The sequence below is a fragment of the Actinoplanes sp. M2I2 genome (genome assembly GCF_023544445.1).
Taxonomy (GTDB): Bacteria; Actinomycetota; Actinomycetes; order Mycobacteriales; family Micromonosporaceae; genus Actinoplanes.
In genome coordinates, this window is the sequence record NZ_JALPVJ010000007.1 from 1 (window position 1) to 19,133 (window position 19,133).

General features: G+C 70.5%; 17 protein-coding genes. 7 read left to right on the plus strand and 10 right to left on the minus strand.

Annotated elements, in window-relative coordinates:
- Nucleotides 1-493 precede the first annotated feature (493 nt).
- The gene (gene dtd / locus HJC40_RS14480) at nucleotides 494-916 is read left to right on the plus strand and encodes a D-aminoacyl-tRNA deacylase (protein ID WP_250001606.1); all 423 of its coding nucleotides are present in this window, start codon (nucleotides 494-496) and stop codon (nucleotides 914-916) included.
- A 147-nt stretch (nucleotides 917-1,063) separates the two neighbouring features.
- Here dtd and HJC40_RS14485 read toward each other — a convergent pair whose 3' ends face one another.
- Nucleotides 1,064-1,852, minus strand: a complete 789-nt coding sequence (locus HJC40_RS14485) for a sporulation protein (RefSeq protein ID WP_250001607.1) — start codon at nucleotides 1,850-1,852, stop codon at nucleotides 1,064-1,066.
- Nucleotides 1,853-2,144: 292 nt separating this feature from the next.
- Here HJC40_RS14485 and sigB point away from each other — a divergent pair, with 292 nt between their 5' ends.
- The gene (sigB, locus tag HJC40_RS14490) at nucleotides 2,145-3,098 is read left to right on the plus strand and encodes an RNA polymerase sigma factor SigB (protein WP_250002049.1); all 954 of its coding nucleotides are present in this window, start codon (nucleotides 2,145-2,147) and stop codon (nucleotides 3,096-3,098) included.
- A 118-nt stretch (nucleotides 3,099-3,216) separates the two neighbouring features.
- Here the strand turns inward: sigB and HJC40_RS14495 are convergent, their stop codons facing one another.
- Together HJC40_RS14495 and HJC40_RS14500 are read right to left on the minus strand one after the other, a co-directional pair.
- Nucleotides 3,217-5,763, minus strand: a complete 2,547-nt coding sequence (locus tag HJC40_RS14495; RefSeq protein ID WP_250001608.1) for a bifunctional GNAT family N-acetyltransferase/acetate--CoA ligase family protein — start codon at nucleotides 5,761-5,763, stop codon at nucleotides 3,217-3,219.
- A 74-nt stretch (nucleotides 5,764-5,837) separates the two neighbouring features.
- Nucleotides 5,838-7,022 carry an acetoin utilization protein AcuC gene (locus HJC40_RS14500; RefSeq protein WP_250001609.1) on the minus strand — a complete coding sequence of 395 codons (1,185 nt, stop codon included), beginning with the start codon at nucleotides 7,020-7,022 and terminating at the stop codon, nucleotides 5,838-5,840.
- Nucleotides 7,023-7,244: 222 nt separating this feature from the next.
- Here HJC40_RS14500 and HJC40_RS14505 point away from each other — a divergent pair, with 222 nt between their 5' ends.
- On the plus strand, nucleotides 7,245-7,961 hold the full coding sequence (locus HJC40_RS14505) for a metal-dependent transcriptional regulator (RefSeq protein ID WP_250001610.1): 717 nt from the start codon (nucleotides 7,245-7,247) through the stop codon (nucleotides 7,959-7,961).
- 31 nt (nucleotides 7,962-7,992) lie between these two features.
- Here HJC40_RS14505 and HJC40_RS14510 read toward each other — a convergent pair whose 3' ends face one another.
- Nucleotides 7,993-8,547: a hypothetical protein gene (locus HJC40_RS14510; protein WP_250001611.1), complete on the minus strand. Its 555-nt coding sequence runs from the start codon at nucleotides 8,545-8,547 to the stop codon at nucleotides 7,993-7,995.
- Between the two features lie 150 nt (nucleotides 8,548-8,697).
- Here HJC40_RS14510 and HJC40_RS14515 point away from each other — a divergent pair, with 150 nt between their 5' ends.
- Nucleotides 8,698-9,189 carry a hypothetical protein gene (locus HJC40_RS14515; protein WP_250001612.1) on the plus strand — a complete coding sequence of 164 codons (492 nt, stop codon included), beginning with the start codon at nucleotides 8,698-8,700 and terminating at the stop codon, nucleotides 9,187-9,189.
- On the plus strand, nucleotides 9,179-10,078 hold the full coding sequence (locus HJC40_RS14520; protein ID WP_250001613.1) for an alpha/beta fold hydrolase: 900 nt from the start codon (nucleotides 9,179-9,181) through the stop codon (nucleotides 10,076-10,078). Before HJC40_RS14515 ends, HJC40_RS14520 begins: the two co-directional genes overlap by 11 nt.
- Before the next feature lie 7 nt (nucleotides 10,079-10,085).
- Here HJC40_RS14520 and HJC40_RS14525 read toward each other — a convergent pair whose 3' ends face one another.
- Complete coding sequence (locus tag HJC40_RS14525) at nucleotides 10,086-10,493, minus strand: SRPBCC family protein (RefSeq protein ID WP_250001614.1); 408 nt, start codon at nucleotides 10,491-10,493, stop codon at nucleotides 10,086-10,088.
- A 46-nt stretch (nucleotides 10,494-10,539) separates the two neighbouring features.
- The gene (locus tag HJC40_RS14530) at nucleotides 10,540-11,727 is read right to left on the minus strand and encodes an MFS transporter (protein WP_250001615.1); all 1,188 of its coding nucleotides are present in this window, start codon (nucleotides 11,725-11,727) and stop codon (nucleotides 10,540-10,542) included.
- A 163-nt stretch (nucleotides 11,728-11,890) separates the two neighbouring features.
- On the opposite strand from HJC40_RS14530, the gene HJC40_RS14535 reads away from it, so the two are divergent.
- A complete protein-coding gene (locus HJC40_RS14535) occupies nucleotides 11,891-12,847 on the plus strand; it encodes a carboxypeptidase-like regulatory domain-containing protein (protein WP_250001616.1) in 957 nt (318 codons plus the stop codon).
- 135 nt (nucleotides 12,848-12,982) lie between these two features.
- Here the strand turns inward: HJC40_RS14535 and HJC40_RS14540 are convergent, their stop codons facing one another.
- Nucleotides 12,983-13,408, minus strand: coding sequence for an AAA family ATPase (locus tag HJC40_RS14540; protein ID WP_250001617.1), 426 nt, complete (start codon nucleotides 13,406-13,408; stop codon nucleotides 12,983-12,985).
- A 323-nt stretch (nucleotides 13,409-13,731) separates the two neighbouring features.
- Between HJC40_RS14540 and HJC40_RS14545 the strand changes: the two genes are divergently transcribed.
- A complete protein-coding gene (locus HJC40_RS14545; protein WP_250001618.1) occupies nucleotides 13,732-14,604 on the plus strand; it encodes a trypsin-like serine protease in 873 nt (290 codons plus the stop codon).
- Nucleotides 14,605-14,762: 158 nt separating this feature from the next.
- Here HJC40_RS14545 and HJC40_RS14550 read toward each other — a convergent pair whose 3' ends face one another.
- From HJC40_RS14550 to HJC40_RS14560, 3 genes are all read right to left on the minus strand, one after another.
- Entirely contained in the window at nucleotides 14,763-17,666 is a 2,904-nt protein-coding gene (locus tag HJC40_RS14550) for a vitamin B12-dependent ribonucleotide reductase (RefSeq protein WP_250001619.1), read from the minus strand.
- 167 nt (nucleotides 17,667-17,833) lie between these two features.
- Nucleotides 17,834-18,349, minus strand: a complete 516-nt coding sequence (gene nrdR, locus HJC40_RS14555) for a transcriptional regulator NrdR (protein WP_250002050.1) — start codon at nucleotides 18,347-18,349, stop codon at nucleotides 17,834-17,836.
- Between the two features lie 271 nt (nucleotides 18,350-18,620).
- Nucleotides 18,621-18,959 carry a LysM peptidoglycan-binding domain-containing protein gene (locus HJC40_RS14560; RefSeq protein ID WP_250001620.1) on the minus strand — a complete coding sequence of 113 codons (339 nt, stop codon included), beginning with the start codon at nucleotides 18,957-18,959 and terminating at the stop codon, nucleotides 18,621-18,623.
- Nucleotides 18,960-19,133 lie beyond the last annotated feature (174 nt).

The window sequence follows — 19,133 nt, forward strand, 5'->3', positions numbered from 1 at the left end:
GCTGGGCTGGGCTGGGCTGGGCTGGGCTGGGCTGGGCTGGGCTGGGCTGGGCTGGGCTGGGCTGGGCTGGGCTGGGCTGGGCTGGGCTGGGCTGGGCTGGGCTGGGCTGGGCTGGGCTGGGCTGGGCAGACAGTAACCGCGACCACCTTGAGAACTCACCTCGGCCAGGCCGGAAAAATACCGCGACCAGGCCGGACAGCCACCGCGACCAGTCCACGCAACGTCACCCACCAACATCGCCCCGCACGGCCGCCCGAGCAAGCCCGGCAACCACCACGACCAGACCGCACAACGTGACCACGACCAAGCCGCACAACGACCACGACCAGCCCGCACATCCCGATCACGACCACGGCCGGACAGCCACCGCGACAAGGCCGCACAACGCGATCAGGACCACGGCCGGACAGCCGCCGCGACAAGGCCGGACAATATGACCACTACCGGCAGGGCAGCGGACCTGACGACCGTACGAGAATGAGGAGCGAATCAGATGCGGGCACTGGTGCAGACCGTGAGCCGGGCCAGCGTGACCGTCGACGACGAGATCGTCGGGAAGATCGAGGACGGCCTGCTTGTGCTGGTCGGTGTGACGCACGATGACACTCCGGCCAAGGCCGCCGAATTGGCTCGCAAGACCTACGAACTGCGCATCCTGGACAATGAGGCGTCTGCGTCGGATGTCGGGGCCGGGTTGCTGGTGGTCAGCCAGTTCACGCTCTACGGCGATGCGCGCAAGGGGCGCCGGCCCACCTGGAACGCCGCCGCGCCTGCCGAGGTGGCCGAGCCGCTCGTCACGGCGTACGTGGAAAGCCTGCGCGCCCGGGGAGCGACTGTCGAGACCGGTCGCTTCCGGACGCACATGCTGGTCGAAAGCGTCAATGTCGGACCGCGCACGATCCTGCTGGAGCTGTAGAAGACTGCGCGAGCTCTGCACACTGCTGGGCTCGTAAGACCGCTCGAGCTCAACGGACTGCTCGAACTTTGAAGACCGCTCGGGCTCTACAAGACGCGCAGACCTCCGAAACTGCTGGAGCGTTGCACGACTGGCGAGCTCCGGAACTCAGAAGAACAGCCCGCGCCGCTGGGCCGACTGCCGCAGCCAGTTGTCGAGCTGCCCGGCCCAGTCGGTGCGGTCGGCCGTCGCGTAGTCGACGTCGAACCGGCCGAACGCGTCGCGACCCTCGGTGAACATGCCGCCGCGCTTGTCGATCTCGAGGATGACCTGCAGTTTCTGCGGGGTCGGGATGAACGTCAGCTCCAGCTGGTTGATGCCGCTCGCGTACGCCGACGGCGGGTAGAACTCGATCTCCTGGTAGAACGGCAGGTGCTGCTCCACGCCGTACACTCGGCCGCGCTCGACGTCGGCCCGGCTGAAGCGGAAGCCGAGACGCAGCAGGGCGTCCAGGATGCGCTCCTGGGCCGGCAGCGGGTGGACGGCCACCGCGTCCAGATCGGACTTGTCGACCGCGCGGGCGATCTCGAGCTCGGTGGTCAGGCCCATGGTCATGCCGTGCAGATGCTGCCCGTACACCTCGGTGATCGGGGTTTCCCACGGCACGTCGAACCGGAACGGCACGTCGTACTTCGCGCCGGGGTCGAGACGGAACGAACCGGTCAGCCGCTGGCGGTGGAACTCCTGATCGCTGTTGTACTCGCCGTCACCGCTCTCCACCTCGACGCGGGTGATCAGTCCGACCGCGAGATATTCGACGTCGACAGCGTGGTCCCCGCCGACCACGTGCACCTGGCCTTCGAGGAACCCGCCAGGCCGGCAGTTGGGGTTGGTCAGCACCGTTTCGACCGACGGGCCACCGACGCCAAAAGCCTGCAACATCTTTTTGAAGACCACTGAACCATCTCCTCCTCGGGGGCGTTTGGGGAACAGTATCGGCGCGCACCACGCGACGAGTACCGGGAATCCGGTCACTTTGTCGGCTTGGCGACGTCAGGGTTCTCCCTGATTCATGCCACCTGGACGCTTGCCTCACCTCGGTTTAACGCGTCCCAGGCCAAGCTATCGATCACACCGGCACGAGGCGGCTGGGAATGCACGAGACGGTTATCAGCGGGGAGGGGACTGAAAGATGGTCCTGCAGATGAAGGCGTCGGACTCCAAGGCGGCGGTTGCCGTCGACAACAGCATGACCGACGGTGTCGAGCTCCTGGCCGACCTGGACGCCACGGACGAGCGCGGCGTTTCCGCCGACCTGGTCCGTGCGTACCTCAACGGCATCGGACGCACCCGGCTGCTCACAGCGGTCGAAGAGGTCGAGCTTTCCAAGCGCATCGAGGCCGGCCTGTACGCCGAGGAGAAGCTTCCCGCGGCGGCCGACGAACTGGCACCCCTCCTGCAGATCATCGTCGCGGAGGGCAAGGCGGCCAAGAACCACCTGCTCGAGGCCAACCTGCGGCTCGTCGTGAGCATCGCGAAGCGGTACACCGGGCGCGGCATGGCCTTCCTCGATTTGATCCAGGAAGGCAACCTCGGCCTCATCCGCGCGGTCGAGAAGTTCGACTACACCAAGGGCTACAAGTTCTCCACGTACGCCACCTGGTGGATCCGCCAGGCCATCACCCGCGCCATGGCCGACCAGGCCCGCACCATCCGCATCCCGGTGCACATGGTCGAGCAGGTCAACCGCATGGTCCGCAGCCGCCGCGACCTGGCCGCGAGCCTCGGCCGCGAGCCGAGCATCGCCGAGATCGCCCACGCCATGGACGTGCCCGAGTTCCAGGTCATCGAGCTGATCTCGTACGACCGGGAGCCGGTCAGCCTCGACCAGGCCGTCGGTGAGGACGGCGAGAGCGCGCTGGGCGACTTCGTGGCGGCGGTCGACCCGAGCCAGCCCGGCGCCACGGCCGGCCAGGGCGAGCTGCGCAGCGAGGTCGAGATCGTGCTGGCCACGCTGAGCGAGCGTGAGTCCGCCGTGATCCGCCTGCGCTTCGGCCTCGACGACGGCCGCCAGCGCACCCTCGACGAGGTGGGGCGCGAGTTCGGCCTGAGCCGCGAGCGCATCCGCCAGATCGAGAAGGTCACCATGCTCAAGCTGCGCGACCCGGAGCGTTCGTCCCGCCTCGAGGCCTACGCCGGCTGAAAGTCAACCACCGCACCGCCCGGCGAGCCTCGGCTCGACCGGGCGGTTGCGCTTTCCGGTGGGTACGGTCCGCGCGCGACCAAGGTAGTGGCCGAGCCGCCCGCCAGGCCGACGGCGGCTATGGGGTGCGCAGGCGACGGGGGCCGGTGTCGGGGCGGCGGGTGGGGTCGCCTATCTCGGCGGCGGCGTGCAGGACCGAGTAGCCGTCGGGGCGGGCCAGGACCGGGTTGAGGGACAGTTTGCGCAGGCGGGGGTGGTCGTCGGCGAGCCGGCCGACGCGGAGCAGCAGGTCGATGAGGGCCTCGCGGTCGACCGGCCGGGAACCGCGATAGCCGTGCAGCAGGGGCGCGGCCCGCGGCTCGACGACCAGGGCCTCGGCCGCACGGTCGGTCAGGGGCGCAGCCCGCCAGGCCAGATCGCCCAGCAGGTCGCTGGCCACGCCGCCCAGGCCGAAACCGACGATCGGGCCGAAGGCCGGATCTTCCATCACCTCGACGCGGCAGGCCACGCCGGCCGAGACCATCGTCTGGACCAGGACGTCGGGGCCGAAGGCGGTGGACAACTCCGTGTAGGCCGAGCGGACGTCGTCCTCGTCGGCCAGGGCCAGCCGGACCGCGCCCAGGTCTATCCGGTGGCGCAGCGCGCCGCCGGCGGCCTTGAGGGCGACCGGGTAACCGAGCGCCTCGGCGGCCGCGATCGCCTCGTCGGCCGTGGCGGCCAGCGTGGACGGGACCACGTCGATGCCGTAGGCAGCCAGCAGCGCCGAGGGTGGGCCGTCGATGCCGGTGGCGGCCGGGTCGACGCCCTCGAGCACCGGGAGCACGCCGGGCGGGCGCCGCAGCCAGTCGGCGTAGGTGGCCACCCGGCCCAGGGCGCGCACAGCCTCCTCGACCGACGGGTAGGCCGGGACGCGGGCCGGCGAGCTGCCGAGCAGGAACGTCGCGACGGTCGGCTTCTCCCCGGCGAGCGCCACGCTGGCCAGGGCCGCGGCGAAGTCGGCGTCCTCGTCGGCGAGCTGGCCGGGCAGCGGCGGCGCGAACACGACGACCAGGGCGTCGGCCCGGTCGTCGACGGCCGCGTCGGCCAGGGCGTCGGCGAAGTCGTGGGCGCCGGCCTGGGGGCTGATGTCGAGCGGGTAGCCGTCGGCGACGAGCAGACCGTTGGCCCGGCAGGCGGCCACCGCCAATTCGGACAGTGCGGACGAGTTGCCGACGACGGCCACGCGCCGGCCGGCCGGCAGCGGCTGGTGGGCGAGCAGCAGGCCGACGTCGAACATCTCCTGCACGGTGTCGACCCGGATCACGCCGGAACGGGCGAACAGGGCGGTGACCGCGTTGACGTCGGGGCCGGGCAGATCACCGGCGAGACCGGGCGGGCGGGTGGCCGAGGCGACCGCGACCACCGGTTTCACCCTGCTCATGCGGCGGGCCAGCCGGGCGAACTTGCGCGGGTTGCCGAATGTCTCCAGATAGAGCAGCACGACGTCGGTGCCCGGGTCGTCGCGCCAATACTGCAGCAGGTCGTTGCCGGACACGTCGGCGCGGTTGCCGGCCGAGACGAAGCTGGACAGGCCCAGCCCGCGACGGTCGGCCTCGGCCAGCAGGGCGACCCCGAGCGCGCCGCTCTGGCTGAAGAAGCCGACCCGTCCGGCGGCCGGCAATCGCGGGGCCAGGGTGGCGTTCAGGCGGACGCCGGGGTCGGTGTTGGCGACCCCCATGCTGTTGGGCCCGACCACGCGCAGCCCGGCGGCGTGCGCGCCCTCGATCAGCGCCCGCTGCGCGACGCCGCCCTCGGGACCGGCCTCGGCGAACCCGGCCGAGACGACCACGAGACTGCCCGCGCCGCTGGCCGCGGCGTCGGCCAGCGCGGCGGCCACGCCCTCGGGCGGGACGGCGACCAGGGCCAGATCGATCGCCACCCCGGCCTCGGTGGCCGAGCGGTAGGCGCGCAGACCGGCCACCCGCTCGGCGCTGCGGTGCACCGGGACGACCGGACCGGTGAACCCGCCGTCGCGCAGGTGGCCGAGCATGGCCGCGCCGATGCCCTGACCGCTCGCGCTGGCGCCGTAGACGGCGACCGCGCGCGGGGACAGCAGCCGGGCGATCGAGCGGGCCTCGGTGAGGTGCTCGCGGGACTCCTGCACCTCGCGGCTTTTCTCGGTGGGCGCGATCGGGAAGCTGAGATGGACCACGCCGTCGGCGTACTTGCGCTGGACCTGATAGCCGAAGTCGCTGAAGACCCGCAGCATGCCGCCGTTCTCGGGGAGCACCTCGGCGACGAAACGGGTGATGCCGTTGGCCCGGGCGGCCTCGGCGAGGTGTTCGAGCAGGACCGAGCCGATGCCCCGGCCCTGGTGCGCGTCCTCCACGACGAAGGCCACCTCGGCGTCGGGTGACTCGGGACCGAGCCGCTCGTAACGGCCGACGGCCATGATGCGCGGGCCGCTCACGATGACGAACGCCTCACGGTCGTGGTGGTCGACGTTGACGAAGCGCTCGAGGTCGCGTTCCGGAATGCGCGGATAGGGCGAGAAATAGCGCAGGTAGCGGGTGCGGTCGCTCATCCGCGAGTGGAACTGCACGATGGCGTCCGCGTCGGTGGGCTGGATCTGTCGCAGGTGGACGGCGCTGCCGTCGGAGAGCAGGACGTCCGCGCTGATGTCCACGTCGCTCTCCTCCTCTCGGCCTCGATGCTGCGGGCTCGGTTCTGCGTGCTCGGATCTGGGGACGGCGCCGGTGGTCAGTCGCGGATGTCGTGGGGGTCGAGGCCGTGCAACGGGAAGACCGCGGTGCGGCTGGCGAGGATGGCGCGGTCGACCGGGTCGGGCGTGGTGCCCGGTTGCCAGGTCTCGACCGGCGGCTCGATGCCGTCGGTCATGGCCTCGGGAACGGGGACGCCGGGGCAGCGCTCGGCGGCGAGCTCGCGCCACGCGCGCGGGATGCGGGTCTGCGGGTCGAGCGGGTCACCGGTGGCGGTGGCCAGCAGATGGGTCCAGGTGCGGGGCACGACCTCGACGAGCGCGTAGCCGCCGCCACCCGTCGCGACCCAGCGGCCCTCGCACAGCTCGTCGGCGAGCTCGCGCATCGCCAGGTGGGCGGCGCGCTGCCCGTCGACCGAGAGGTGCAGGTCGGCCAGGGGGTCGAGCCGGTGGGAGTCGGCCCCGCACTGACTGAAGATGATCTCGGGCGCGAAGGCGCGGAGGATCGACGGGACGATCGCGTGGAACGCCCGGAGCCAGCCGCCGTCCCCCGTACCGGGAGGAAGGGGGACGTTGACCGCCAGGCCCTCGGCCCCCGGGCCGCCGGTCTCCTCGGCGAAGCCGGTGCCGGGGAACAGCGTGAGGGGGGACTCGTGCAGGCTGATCGTCAGCACCCGGGGGTCGTTGTAGAACGCGGCCTGGACGCCGTCGCCGTGGTGCACATCGATGTCCACATAGGCCACCCGCTGGGCGCCCCGGTCGAGCAGGCGGGCGATGGCCACCGCCGGATCGTTGTAGACGCAGAAGCCGGCCGCGCGGGCCGCCATCGCGTGGTGCAGCCCACCGGCGACGTTGACGGCACGCGTCGTCACACCGGACCAGACAGCCTCGGCCGCCGCGATGGTGGCGCCGCAGATGCGGGCGGAAGCCTCGTGCATCCCCTCGAAGACGGGGTTGTCGGCCGTGTTGAGGCCCCAGCCCCGGAAGAACGGATCGACCGGGGCGTGCCGGACGGCGTCGAGGTAGTCGGGGCGGTGGATCCGGGTCAGGTCGGCCTCGGTGGCCGGCTCGGGCGTGAGCATGCGCACGCCTGGCCGATCGAGAACGCCCAGCTCACGGGCCAGCGCCATCGTGAGCTCGACCCGCACCGGGTTGAGCGGGTGATCGCCCATGTCGTAATCGAGCAGCGCTCTGTCCCACACCACCGTGGTCGTCGGATCAACCATGACGGTCATGCTGCCACGCGACCCCGACACTTTCCGTGCGCGCCGTCCGGCGGGATGGTCGGGTAGGCTCTCTGCACCTGCTCGGGGCCGCTGTCAACCCCCGGCAACGAGGTATTATCGCTGCTGGGAGGGCCGCATTGTGAAGGAAACCGTCGTCAGCCCCGCTGGGTCCCGTTTCGGGCCGAGGCCGGCGGTCCACCGAGACCGCTTGGAGGTCGGAGCATGAAGGCGTCAGTCCACAACCACGACCTTATCGACACCACGGAAATGTATCTGCGCACCATCCTCGAGCTCGAGGAGGAGGGCGTGCCGCCGCTGCGGGCGCGCATCGCCGAGCGGCTTCACCAGAGCGGCCCCACGGTCAGCCAGACGGTCGCCCGCATGGAGCGTGACGGCCTGCTCACGGTGGAGAACGATCGCCACCTGGTGCTGACCGACGAAGGCCGCATGACCGCGGTTTCCGTCATGCGCAAGCACCGCCTGGCCGAGCTGCTGCTGGTCAACGTCATCGGCATGCCCTACGAGGAGGCCCACGAGGAGGCCTGCCGGTGGGAGCACGTGATGAGCGACTCGGTCGAGAAAAAGGTCTACCAGCTGCTCAACAAGCCGACCCGGTCGCCGTACGGCAACCCGATTCCCGGCCTGGAGGCGCTCGGCGTCCCCGACGACGAGGAGCTGCTCGACAGCGCCGCGCAGGTCAGCGTGGGTGAGCGCAATCTCGCCTTCCCGGGCCTGACCGGCAGCGTCGTGGTCCAGCGCATCTGCGAGAGCGTGCAGACCAACGCCGACGTGCTGCGTCAGCTGCACGCGGCCGGCATCGACCCGGGTACGACGGTGACGGTGGCCCAGGAACGCGACGGGGTGACCATCGACCGTTCCGGCGACAAGATCCGGCTGCCCCGCGAGGTGGCGTCGCGGGTGTTCGTCGCGGCGCACTGAGCCGGTCCCGGCGGACGAGTTCCACCAGGCGTCAGCCGCCGGTCGTGTCCATCGCCTTGGCGAGCGCGATGAGCTTCGGGTTCATCGCGGACACGGCGGCGGCCGGCGCCTTCTTGTCGAAGGTGAAACGCAGCGTCTGGAGCTGTTTCGCCTCACTGAGCCAGCCCAGCTCGATCGTCGGGCCGTGACCGGCGGCCGGCGCGGTGTAGAGGCGATAGGCCGCCCGGCCGAGCCCCTTGGTCACGGTGGCCTTGGCCGGACGGTCGCCGAGGAACTGGGCCGGGGTCGCCCGCGTGGTCTCCACGACCGAGAACATCAGATCGGGGTAGTCGCCCGCCGCGGTCTGCACGACGCACGTCGAGGTGTCGTCGACCTGGTCGGAGGCGGCCACGTCGAACGTCACGCCGATCTTCTGCTTGATCAGGGCGTAGTCCCAGAGGATGCAGGCGCCACCGGCCGACGCGGCCGGCTGCTGAGCGGTCGGGACGGGCGACAGGGCTGCGCCGGCAGCCTCGTCGGCGGGCTCCTCGCAGCCGGTCAGCCCGAGCAGCAGCACGGCGCCGAGGACGACGGAACGCGTACGCACGAGTGATCCTCCCGAGAGACCCGGGCCACACCGTACTGGGACCGGCCGGACTCGCGAAAGGCCACGTCAGGCACGGCCGGCGTACGGACAGTGAGCGCACCCGGTCGGCGCTCCTTGACACTCGGCGTCAAGGGCCGGAAGGATGGCGGCGTGGGCCGGGATGACGCGCTTGTCGAGCAGATCGTGCGGCTCCTCGACATCCGGCTGCTCGATCCGCTCGAGGTGCTGCTCGAGGGCGACGATGCGGTCGCGGCGCTGCGGTCGCTGGTGCGGCGGCGGGCCCGGGGCTGGGCGTCGACCATCCAGCACGGCGACGACCGGGCCGCCGTGCTGGCCATCGCGCGGCTGATCGCGACCCTCTACCCGGGCGACGGGCCGTTCGATCCCCCGCTCCCGTGGTGGGAGACGCCGCTGGGCCGGACGGTGGCGTGGCGGGCCGGCCATCCCGGGTCCGAGTCGATCTCGTACGCGACGGCGGGCGCGATGCTCGGCACCACCCGGCAGGCGGTGCACGACCTTGTGCGACGGGGCCGGCTTCCCCGTCATCCCGACGGCGGCGTGCCGTCGGCGGCAGTCCGGGATCGGCTGCGCGCGGCCCGGCGCTCCAACCCTGAGACCTCTGGAGACAACGATGATCAATGACCGGCTGATCGACGCGGGCGATGTGCCGCTGGCGATCCGCGACTTCGGAGGCGACCAGCCGCCGTTGCTGTTGCTGCACGGAGCCGGCGGCAACCTGGCGACGATGACGACGCTGGCCCGGGCGCTGCGGCCGAACCACCGGGTGATCACGGTGGATCTGCGCGGGCACGGGCGCTCGGGCGAGGGCACGTGGACGTGGGACGCGGCGCTGGGCGACCTCGCGGCGGTGTGCGTCCAGATGGAGATCCAGCGGCCCGCCGTGGTGGGGCACTCGCTGGGCGGGATGCTGGCGGCGCTCTGGGGCCAGCGGCATCCGGAGGCGCCGGGCGTGGTGAGCCTCGACGGCAACCCGCCGCCGACCCGGGCCGAGCAGCTGCCGGGGCTCGACCCCGAGAAGGCGACCGCCGAACTGGCCCGGCTGCACGCGGTCTTCGACCAGGTGGAGGCCCAGGCCGGTCAGGTCATCGAGGCCGACCAGCTGGCCGACCTGGTGGAACGTCAGCAGGCCGCGGCCCGCGACATGGGCGCCAACGAGAGGGTGTGGATCGAGGGCTTCCGCCGCAACCTCGCCCACGAGAACGGCGAGACGTCGATCCGCCCGTCCGCGGCGACCACGACCTCCCTGCGTACGCTGATGAACGAGCTCGATCTCGGCCCGGTGTACGCGGCGACGTCCTGCCCCGAACTGGTCGTGCTGGCCACCCGTGACCTGCCCCAGCAGGAGCCGTTCGCCGAGCTCTACGAGGCCCACCGCCGCTACCTGCTCGAGCAGGTACGAGCGGCCGGGCACCCCCGTTACCTCCAGCTCGCGGACGCGTCGCACGCCATGGTGATCGAGCAGCCGGCCGTGCTCGCGGGGCTGATCACCGACTTCCTGCGGTCGGCGTGAGCGCCGGTCAGCCCGCCAGGTAGGCCGGCAGGCGGGTCAGGCAGCTCTCCCACCCGGCGCGGTACATCCCCGCGGTCTCCTCGTCGACCTCGTCGTGGACGATCCGCAGGTCGGTGCCGTCGCCGGACGGGGTGAGCTCGATGGTCACCCGGCTGTCGCGGTCGTCGCCGGCCCAGCGCCACGTCTGCACGATCCGGCGCGGCGGGTCGAGCTCGCGGTACTCCCCCGCGAAGCCCAGGTCGCCCGCGTCCACGCCGAAGCGGCCGCCGACGACCGGGTCGGAGAACGCCCGCGGCTGCATCGCGGCCGGCCAGTACCAGCAGGTGAGCGCGCCGGCGTCGGTGAGGGCGAACCAGACCCGTTCGGGCGGCGCGTCCACTCGCGACGTGATGACCGCGGAACTGTCGTGAGTCACCCTCGTACGGTGTCATCCTCGCGCCGGACCCGCCACCCCGCGCGAGTCAGTCGCCGGAGGGCGGCAGCGGTCTGGTCGCGCCCGAGGCGATCAGACCGATGGCCAGGGCGCCGAAGACGCAGAGGAGCGCGCGGAGCACACCGAAATGCTCGGCCAGCAACCCGATCAACGGCGGCCCGGACAGGAACGCGCCGTACCCGATCGAGCCGGCCACCGAGACCCGGATCGCGGCCCGGGCCGGGTCGTCGGCGGCCGAGCTCATGCCGATCGGGAAGCCCAGCGACGCGCCCGCGCCCCACAGCAGGGCTCCCGCGAGGGCGACCGGGACGGCGATCCCGGAGACGACGAGCAGCAGGCCGAGGGCGGCCGAGACCGCGGTGATCCGCAGGGTGGCGACCCGGCCCCAACGTTCGATCGCCTGGCCGCCGAAGAGCCGTCCGAGCGTCATGGCCGTGACGAAGGCGCCGAAGCCGATGGCGCCGACCGTTTCGCCGGCCCGGTATCCGTCGACCAGCCCGATGGCGAGCCAGTCGTTGGCGGTGCCCTCGGTGAAGCCGAAGCCGAGCATGACCAGGCCGATGAGCACGGTGCGGGGCTCGCGCCAGGCGCGGCGGACGCTCATCGCCGGCTTCTGACCGGCCGGGAGTGGCTGGTACGGCAGGAAGTGGCGCACGGTCGGAGCGGTGACCGCCGCGGCCAGCACGGCGGTGAGATAGAGCTGCACCCAGATCGGCAGCCCGATCGCCGCGGCGACGGCGCTGACCAGAGCGCCGAGCACCGTACCCAGGCTGAAGCCGGCGTGGAAGCGCGGCATGATCGTGCGTCCGAGGCGGCGTTCGACGTCGGCCCCTTCGACGTTCATGGCGACGTCCCACGTGCTGTTGCCCATGCCGACCAGCACGAGACCCAGGCCCGCGAGCGGGACCGAGCCGAGCAGGGTTCCGGTGGCCAGGCCGGCCAGGCCGAGGACCATCGACGTACTGCCGAGAAGCACCGCCCGGGCCGGTCCGACCCGCTGCACGAGCGGACCGGCCAGCGGGATCGCGGCGATCGCGGCGACGGAGACGCAGAGCAGCAGAAGGCCGAAGCCCGCGACTGACAGCTCGAGCCCGTCCCGGACGGCGGGCGCCCGGGCGAGCCAGCCCGCATACGCGAGGCCGTTGGTCGCGAAGGTGAAGCCGACCGCCACCTTGGCCCGGTTCAGACGTGGGCGATCAACGTCAGTAGCGGTCACAGCCCGAACTTACACGTTAAACCCGGGGGCTTCGAAAGGGTGGCGCACCAGCCGTTACCGGTCGACTACCGGGTTCGTGCCGTGAGTCTGCTCCATCGATGTGCGGCCCCATCCGTCGCCCATAGGTTCCTTTCCAGAGCCACTATCCGAAGGGGACACCACAGTGCAACCACCGAAGGTCATCGCGAGAGCTGTTCTCGCCGCCGCGCTGGCAGGCGCCGGAGCGGCAGCGGTCGGCGCGTCACCCGCGCAGGCCGACGCCGGCAGCGGCACCCTCACCGGCACCGTCCGGAACGACCGGGGCGCCGTCGTGACCGGTGCTGAGATCAGCATCTGGCCCACCGTCGACGAGAACACCAACCCGGTCGCCGTCACCACGACCAACGCCGCGGGCACGTGGCGCGTCGCCGACCTCGACGCCGGCCGCTACAAGATCAAGATCGAGCTGGACGGCTGGTCCGAATACGCCCCCGGCCGGCAGCGGGACTACGACGCGGCCCGGGCATACCCGGTGTCCACGTGGGGCCGCACCACCGTCACCAGCGTGGTCGAGCGGGCCGGCGCGTTCACCGGCCGGCTGACCACGCCGACCGGCGGACCGGCCGCGAACGTCGGCGTCACCGTGGACGACTACAACACCGCCCGGTCGTGGCAGACCACCACGGCGGCCGACGGCACGTACTCCCTGCGGGTTCCCCCGCGCGGTGACTACGTCGTGAGCTACCGGGACGGGAACTTCCGTCAGTACGCCCTGCACACCACCGATCAGGAGCAGGCCCGCCACTACACGGTCGCCTCGGGCCAGCGCGTCCGGGTCGACGACCAGTTGCTGCAGCCCGCGTCCCTGACCGGCCGCCTCGTCGACGCCGCGGGGGCGCCGGTCGTGGCCGCCACGGTCCGGTTCATCTACTCCGACACCGCGTTCGAGCAGCAGACCACCACGGACGCGGACGGCGTGTACCGGTTCGACAAGCTGAACCCGGGCCCGGTCAAGGTTTCCTTCCGCACCGCCGACGGCGTCCGGCAGTACGCGTACCAGGCGCAGTCCTACGACGAGGCGACCGAGTTCACGTTGGAACTTGGCAGCGTGACCACGGTCGACGACACACTGCTGCCGTAAAGCCGGCGGCCGGAGGCCTCTCACGCTCGGGGGGTGAGAGACCCCGGCACGGGTAGGAAGGCGATGCCCCCCACTCTCGGCGGAGTGGGGGGCATCGCTCTGCGCGCACCGGCTCAGCTTTCGCCGGTCAAGAAGCTAGGCGCAGCTCCGGAGCGGTCCTCGCAACCAGAGGTCGGCATCGGCGCTGCTCCGCAGGCGGACGAAGGTCAGGTCCGGACGTCGGTTCAGCAGGTCACCGACTCGCGCGGCGGTCCTGTCATGGGTCTTCCAGGCCCACCGAACGATGTGGTCGCCGTCGGTGAAAAAGGTCCGCAACGGCGGTTCGATGTTGCCGTTCCACAGAACCTGGCGTCGCAGCCGGCGGACGATGGTCCGCCGTACGACACGACCCATGACGGTACGACGCGGCAGGTCGAGCCAGACCAGCAGGTCGGCGAGCCCGGCGAGGTGGTCGAGGACCGCGTCGTACTGCCATTCGGTCACCCAGCCCGGACCGGCGCTGAAGCGGCGTACCCGGCGGGGCCGGTGAGGCAGCGGATCGGCGGCATCGAGCACGGGCACGCAGGCCAGGATAGGGCCGCCGGTCTGGCCGAGCGCGGGAGGCGACAACAACGACGGCGGCGCGCATCCGGTTCGCAGGGACACGGCACCGTTGGACGGTTTTCGCCGGACGCTCAGCGGCGGCCCGCGACAGTCGGCCGGTCGGGTGCCAGTCAGCCACATCCGATCATCGGACCACCGCAGAGTGATGCGATGGTGTCGCAGCGTCGTGCCGACGTGGGAGTGTCAACGCGTGCCCGGCCCGGCGGCTTTCCGCCCGGCCGGGTATCTGTCACCGACCCGCCCTCGTGTGCGGGCGTGCCCTCCCCGGGAAGGAACCCTTCGTGCGTCCCATCCACACCGTGCGCCTGGTCGTGGCCGCGCTGGCCGCCACGGCCGGCGTTACCGCGATCGCCGGTCCGGCACAGGCGATCGTCGGCGACGCGCCGGTGGTCTCGTCGGCTGCGAATCCGTACGCGTTCGTCGGCCGGTCGGCCACCCGCTTCGACGACGGCCGGTCCAGTCTGTGCACCGTCGAGCTGATCGACCCGCAAATCGCGATCACCGCACGGCACTGCACCACCGGCAAGGACTACACCGCCCGCACGGAGATCGTCTTCGGCGGCACCCGCATCGAAGGCAACGCCGCCCTGCCTGCCGGTCCGCGTTACCGGGTGTCGCAGGTGCACCGCAACGAGGACGCCGACATCGCGTTGCTGAAGCTGACCCGACGAGTCGACGGGATCAGCCCGGCCGCGCTGGCGTCGACGGCGTTCGGCAACTCGGTGCAGAAGAACCGGATCGTCACCGTCGTCGGCTGGGGCAATGTCGACACCAAGGGGACGGGGACGACCGTTCTGCGGCAGGCCTCGCACGGCATCCAGGCCCGCAACGACAACACGTTCATCGGCAAGCGGCTCAGCAATGCGCCGGTGCCGAACTTCTCCACGGTGCCCGGCTACTACCGGCCCGGCGACGGCGGATTCGTGCGCACCGGCCGGTACGCGATCTCCGGTGACAGCGGCGGAGCGATGCTGGCCTACGACGGCAACCGGCCGGTGCTGGTCGGCATCTTCACGACGTTCTTCCCGAAGAAGTTCGGCCCGGTCGGCGGGAAGGTGACGCAGAACTACTTCACCAACATCGGCGCGACCGGCAAGTTCGGGCTGCAGGACTGGATGAGCCGGCATCTGTCCCAGCTGCGGTCCGCACGCTGAGGTCATGACACGGGCCAGTTCGGCTCGAAGCTCAAAAGCAGGTGCCTCCCACCCGGAATCGGGCGGGAGGCACCTGTTTCAGGCCTTCACCAGGAGCGATGTCAACCAGTGATTCCTCTTAGGAGTTGCTCACGGGAGACATGCGTGAACGTCCCAGCTCAGCTGCAGCCGGAGGTCGAGCCGCAGCCCTCGCAGACGTAGCAGCTGCCGGCGCGGCGCATCTTGGTGCCGCAGGTGAAGCAGAGCGGCGCGTCGGCCGACTGGCCCAGCACGATCTCGAGGAGCTCGGTGGAGGAACCGGCCGAAGCCGGCGCGGCCTTCTCCTCCGCGTCGACGGTCGGGGCCTTGACCTCGGCGGGGGCGGAGGCCGCACCCACCGGGGCCGACACCGGCGCGGACGCGGCCATGCCGGCCAGGTCGACGCCGGCCGCCTCGGCGGCGGCCTCGGCCTGGACCTGCTCGACGCGCTCCTTGGCCGTGAAGATGCCCAGGTCGGCCCGGGTGTCGTACGGCAGGAAGTCCAGCGCCAGGCGACGGAAGATGTAGTCCATCACCGAGGACGCCATGCGCACGTCGGGGTCGTCGGTCATGCCGGCGGGCTCGAAGCGCATGTTGGTGAACTTGCTGACGTACGTCTCGAGCGGGACGCCGTACTGCAGTCCTATCGAGATGGCGACGGAGAAGGCGTCCATGACGCCGGCCAGGGTCGAGCCCTGCTTCGACATCTTGAGGAAGACCTCGCCCAGGCCGTCGTCGGGGTACGACGACGCGGTGAGGTAGCCCTCGGCGCCACCCACGGAGAAGGACACCGTCTCGGACGGGCGCTTCTTCGGCAGGCGCTTGCGCACCGGGCGGTACTCGATGACCTTCTCGACGACCTTCTCGGCCTCGGCGGCCGGGGCGGCGACCTCGGTCGACGCGGCCGACTTGTTGGTCTTGGCCACCGAGAGCGGCTGACCGACCTTGCAGTTGTCGCGGTAGATCGCCAGCGCCTTCAGGCCGAGCTTCCAGCCCTGGTAGTGGATCTCCTCGATCTCCTCGACGGTGGCCGTCTCGGGCATGTTGACCGTCTTGGAGATGGCGCCCGAGATGAACGGCTGCACCGCGGCCATCATGCGCACGTGGCCGAGCGGCGCGATCACGCGCTCGCCCATGGCGCAGTCGAAGACCGCGTAGTGCTCGGGCTTGAGGCCCGGCGCGTCGACGACGTTGCCGTGGTCGGCGATGTGCTCGACGATCGCCTCGACCTGCTCCTCGGGGTAGCCGAGGCTGCGCAGCGCGCGCGGCACGGTCTGGTTGACGATCTGCATCGAGCCGCCGCCGACCAGCTTCTTGAACTTGACCAGGGCCAGGTCGGGCTCGACGCCGGTGGTGTCGCAGTCCATCATCAGGCCGATGGTGCCGGTCGGGGCGAGCACCGACGCCTGGGCGTTGCGCCAGCCGTTCTTCTCACCGATCTTGAGGCCGTCCTGCCACTGCTTGGTGGCCGCGCGGACGATCTCGGTGGCGACCGAACTGGTCGGACGGATGTCGTCGTTGGCCGCGGCGTGCTTGCGCATGACGCGCTTGTGGGCGTCGGCGTTGCGGGCGTAACCCTCGTACGGTCCGACGACGCCGGCGATCTCGGCCGAGCGGCGGTAGGCCGTGCCGGTCATCAGCGACGTGATCGCGGCGGCGACCGTGCGGCCGGCCTCCGAGTCGTACGGCAGGCCGGAGGCCATCAGCAGCGCGCCGATGTTGGCGTAGCCGATGCCGAGCTGACGGTAGGCCCGGGTGGTGATGCCGATCTTCTCGGTCGGGAAGTCGGCGAAGGCGATCGAGATCTCCATCGCGGTGATGATGAACTCGACGCTCTTGGTGAACTTCTCGACCTCGAAGCCGCCGTCGGCCTTGAGGAACTTCATCAGGTTCAGCGAGGCCAGGTTGCAGGACGAGTCGTCCAGCGACATGTACTCCGAGCACGGGTTGGACGCGGTGATGCGGCCGGTCTCGGGGTTGGTGTGCCAGTCGTTGATGGTGTCGTCGTACTGCAGGCCGGGGTCGGCGCACTCCCAGGCAGCCTGGGCGATGTCGCGGAACAGCTTCTTGGGGTCGATGGTCTCGATGACCTCGCCGTCGAGGCGGCCGCGCAGGCCGAACTCGGTGCCTGACTCGTACGCGTTCATGAACTCATCGCTGACGCGGACCGAGTTGTTGGCGTTCTGGTACTGCACCGAGACGATGTCGGAGCCGCCGAGGTCCATGTCGAAGCCGGCGTCCCGCAGCGCGCGGATCTTGTCTTCCTCACGCGCCTTGGTCTGCACGAACTCTTCGATGTCGGGGTGGTCGACGTCGAGGATGACCATCTTGGCGGCCCGGCGCGTGGCGCCACCGGACTTGATGGTGCCGGCGCTCGCGTCGGCGCCGCGCATGAAGCTCACCGGTCCGCTGGCGGTCCCCCCGGACGACAGCAGTTCCTTGGACGAGCGGATGCGGGACAGGTTCACGCCGGAGCCCGAACCGCCCTTGAAGATCAGGCCCTCCTCCTTGTACCAGTCGAGAATCGAGTCCATCGAGTCGTCGACCGAGAGGATGAAGCACGCGCTGACCTGCTGCGGCGACTTGGTGCCGACGTTGAACCAGACCGGCGAGTTGAAGCTGAACACCTGGTGCAGCAGCATCCAGGTGAGCTCGTGGTCGAACACCTCGGCCTCGGCCGCGGTGGCGAAGTAGCCGTGCTCCTCGCCCGCCTTGCGGTACGTCTTGACGACCCGGTCGATCAGCTGCTTGAGCGACCACTCACGCTCGGGCGTGCCGACCGCGCCGCGGAAGTACTTGGTGGTGACGATGTTCGCCGCGTTGACGCTCCACGCGGTCGGGAACTCGACACCCTTCTGCTCGAAGTTGATCGAGCCGTCCCGCCAGTTCGTCATGACGACGTCGCGGCGCTCCCATTCGACCTCGTCGTACGGGTGGACCCCCTCGGTCGTCCAGACCCGCTCGACCCGCAGCCCCCCGCCGGCCGCGCCGTTGCCGTTCGTACGGCTGCGCTGCCGACCTGCTGTGATGCCGTCCCCGGCCATACTGCTCCCCCTCGTTGACACTGCTACCACTCGTCTTTACTTCGTCATCCGTCGATCTGAACTGCCAGTCGATCTGAACTGCCGGTCGATCTGAACTGCCGGTCGATCTGAGCTGCCCGGTTGATCAGCACTGCCGGCCGATCTCTGCTGTCAGCCGCTCAGGGCGGTCAGGTGACCCGTGGCGCGCGGCCGCCGGACCGGGGCGCCACCGGGTGACGCAGGCCCGACTCGCGGGCGATCGTCGCCTCGCGCAGCGCGGTGATCTCCTTTTCGAACTCGTCGAGCGAGTCGAAGGACTTGTACACGCTGGCGAACCGTAGATAGGCCACCTGGTCGAGCTCCCGCAGCGGGGTGAGGATCGCCAGCCCCACCTCGTGACTGGGCACCTCGGCCGCGCCCTTGGCCCGGACGGTCTCCTCGACCTTCTGCGCGAGCAGGGCGATCGAGTCCTCGTCGACCGGGCGGCCCTGACAGGCCTTGCGGACGCCGCTCATGATCTTGGTGCGGCTGAACGGCTCGGTGACCCCGCTGCGCTTCACGACGGCGAGCACGGCCTCCTCGACCGTGGTGAATCGTTTGCCGCACTCGGGGCACGATCGACGGCGACGGATCAACTGACCGTCGTCGGCCTCGCGCGAGTCGACCACGCGAGAATCAGCGTGGCGACAGTACGGGCAGCGCACCGGGAACCCCCTCCGGAACACCCCCGCACGGCAACCCGGGCACGCTGAAGCACGGCTGCTCGCGGGGAAAGACCCGCCAGCGCCGTCCTGGCCTGTGGATAACCGGTGGAGGCGAACCCCAACCTGTGGATGACTTACACCCTTGTAACTACTAGATGTTGGGGTAGACGCTATGCCGCGGCGGACGCGGGCGCAAGCTCAGCGACACGGCGGCGCGCCGTGTTTTGTGACTCGACACGAGCGGTTGACCGCCGCTCACGGACTGCTGTGATCAAGCCGCCCGCGGCAAGATCAAAACATCACCCGGGCGTACGCCGTAGCTCGACAGGCCGTTGAGCCGTCGCAACTCTTCGACCGCCGCCTGACCATCGCGCGCCGGCACGGAGGCGGCGGCGATGTCCCACAACGTGTCACCCGGCCGGACGACGATCGTAGGAGGCGGACCGGCCGGCAGCTCCTCGGCCCGGGACGCGGTGGTGAACAACACGGCGCTGGCGAGCGAGGCCAGAACGATCAGAAGGCCGAGGACGACGGCGCGCCCACGCCGGGTCAGTCGCAGCGGAGCCTCGGACTGCCGGGCCTGACCGGCCATCACACCGTTCGCCACCATGGCGTTTCTCCCCACCGGAAGAGATCCTCGTACGGGCGTTCGATCGAACGCCCGTACGACGGTCTATCAGAACAGGCGTACGGAAGTCGAGCACTTCTGGGCGACACGCCGCAAGAAAGTCGTACAGATGTTTGAATATGTCGCACCCCGCCATTACGGTTCACCCTCAAAGGG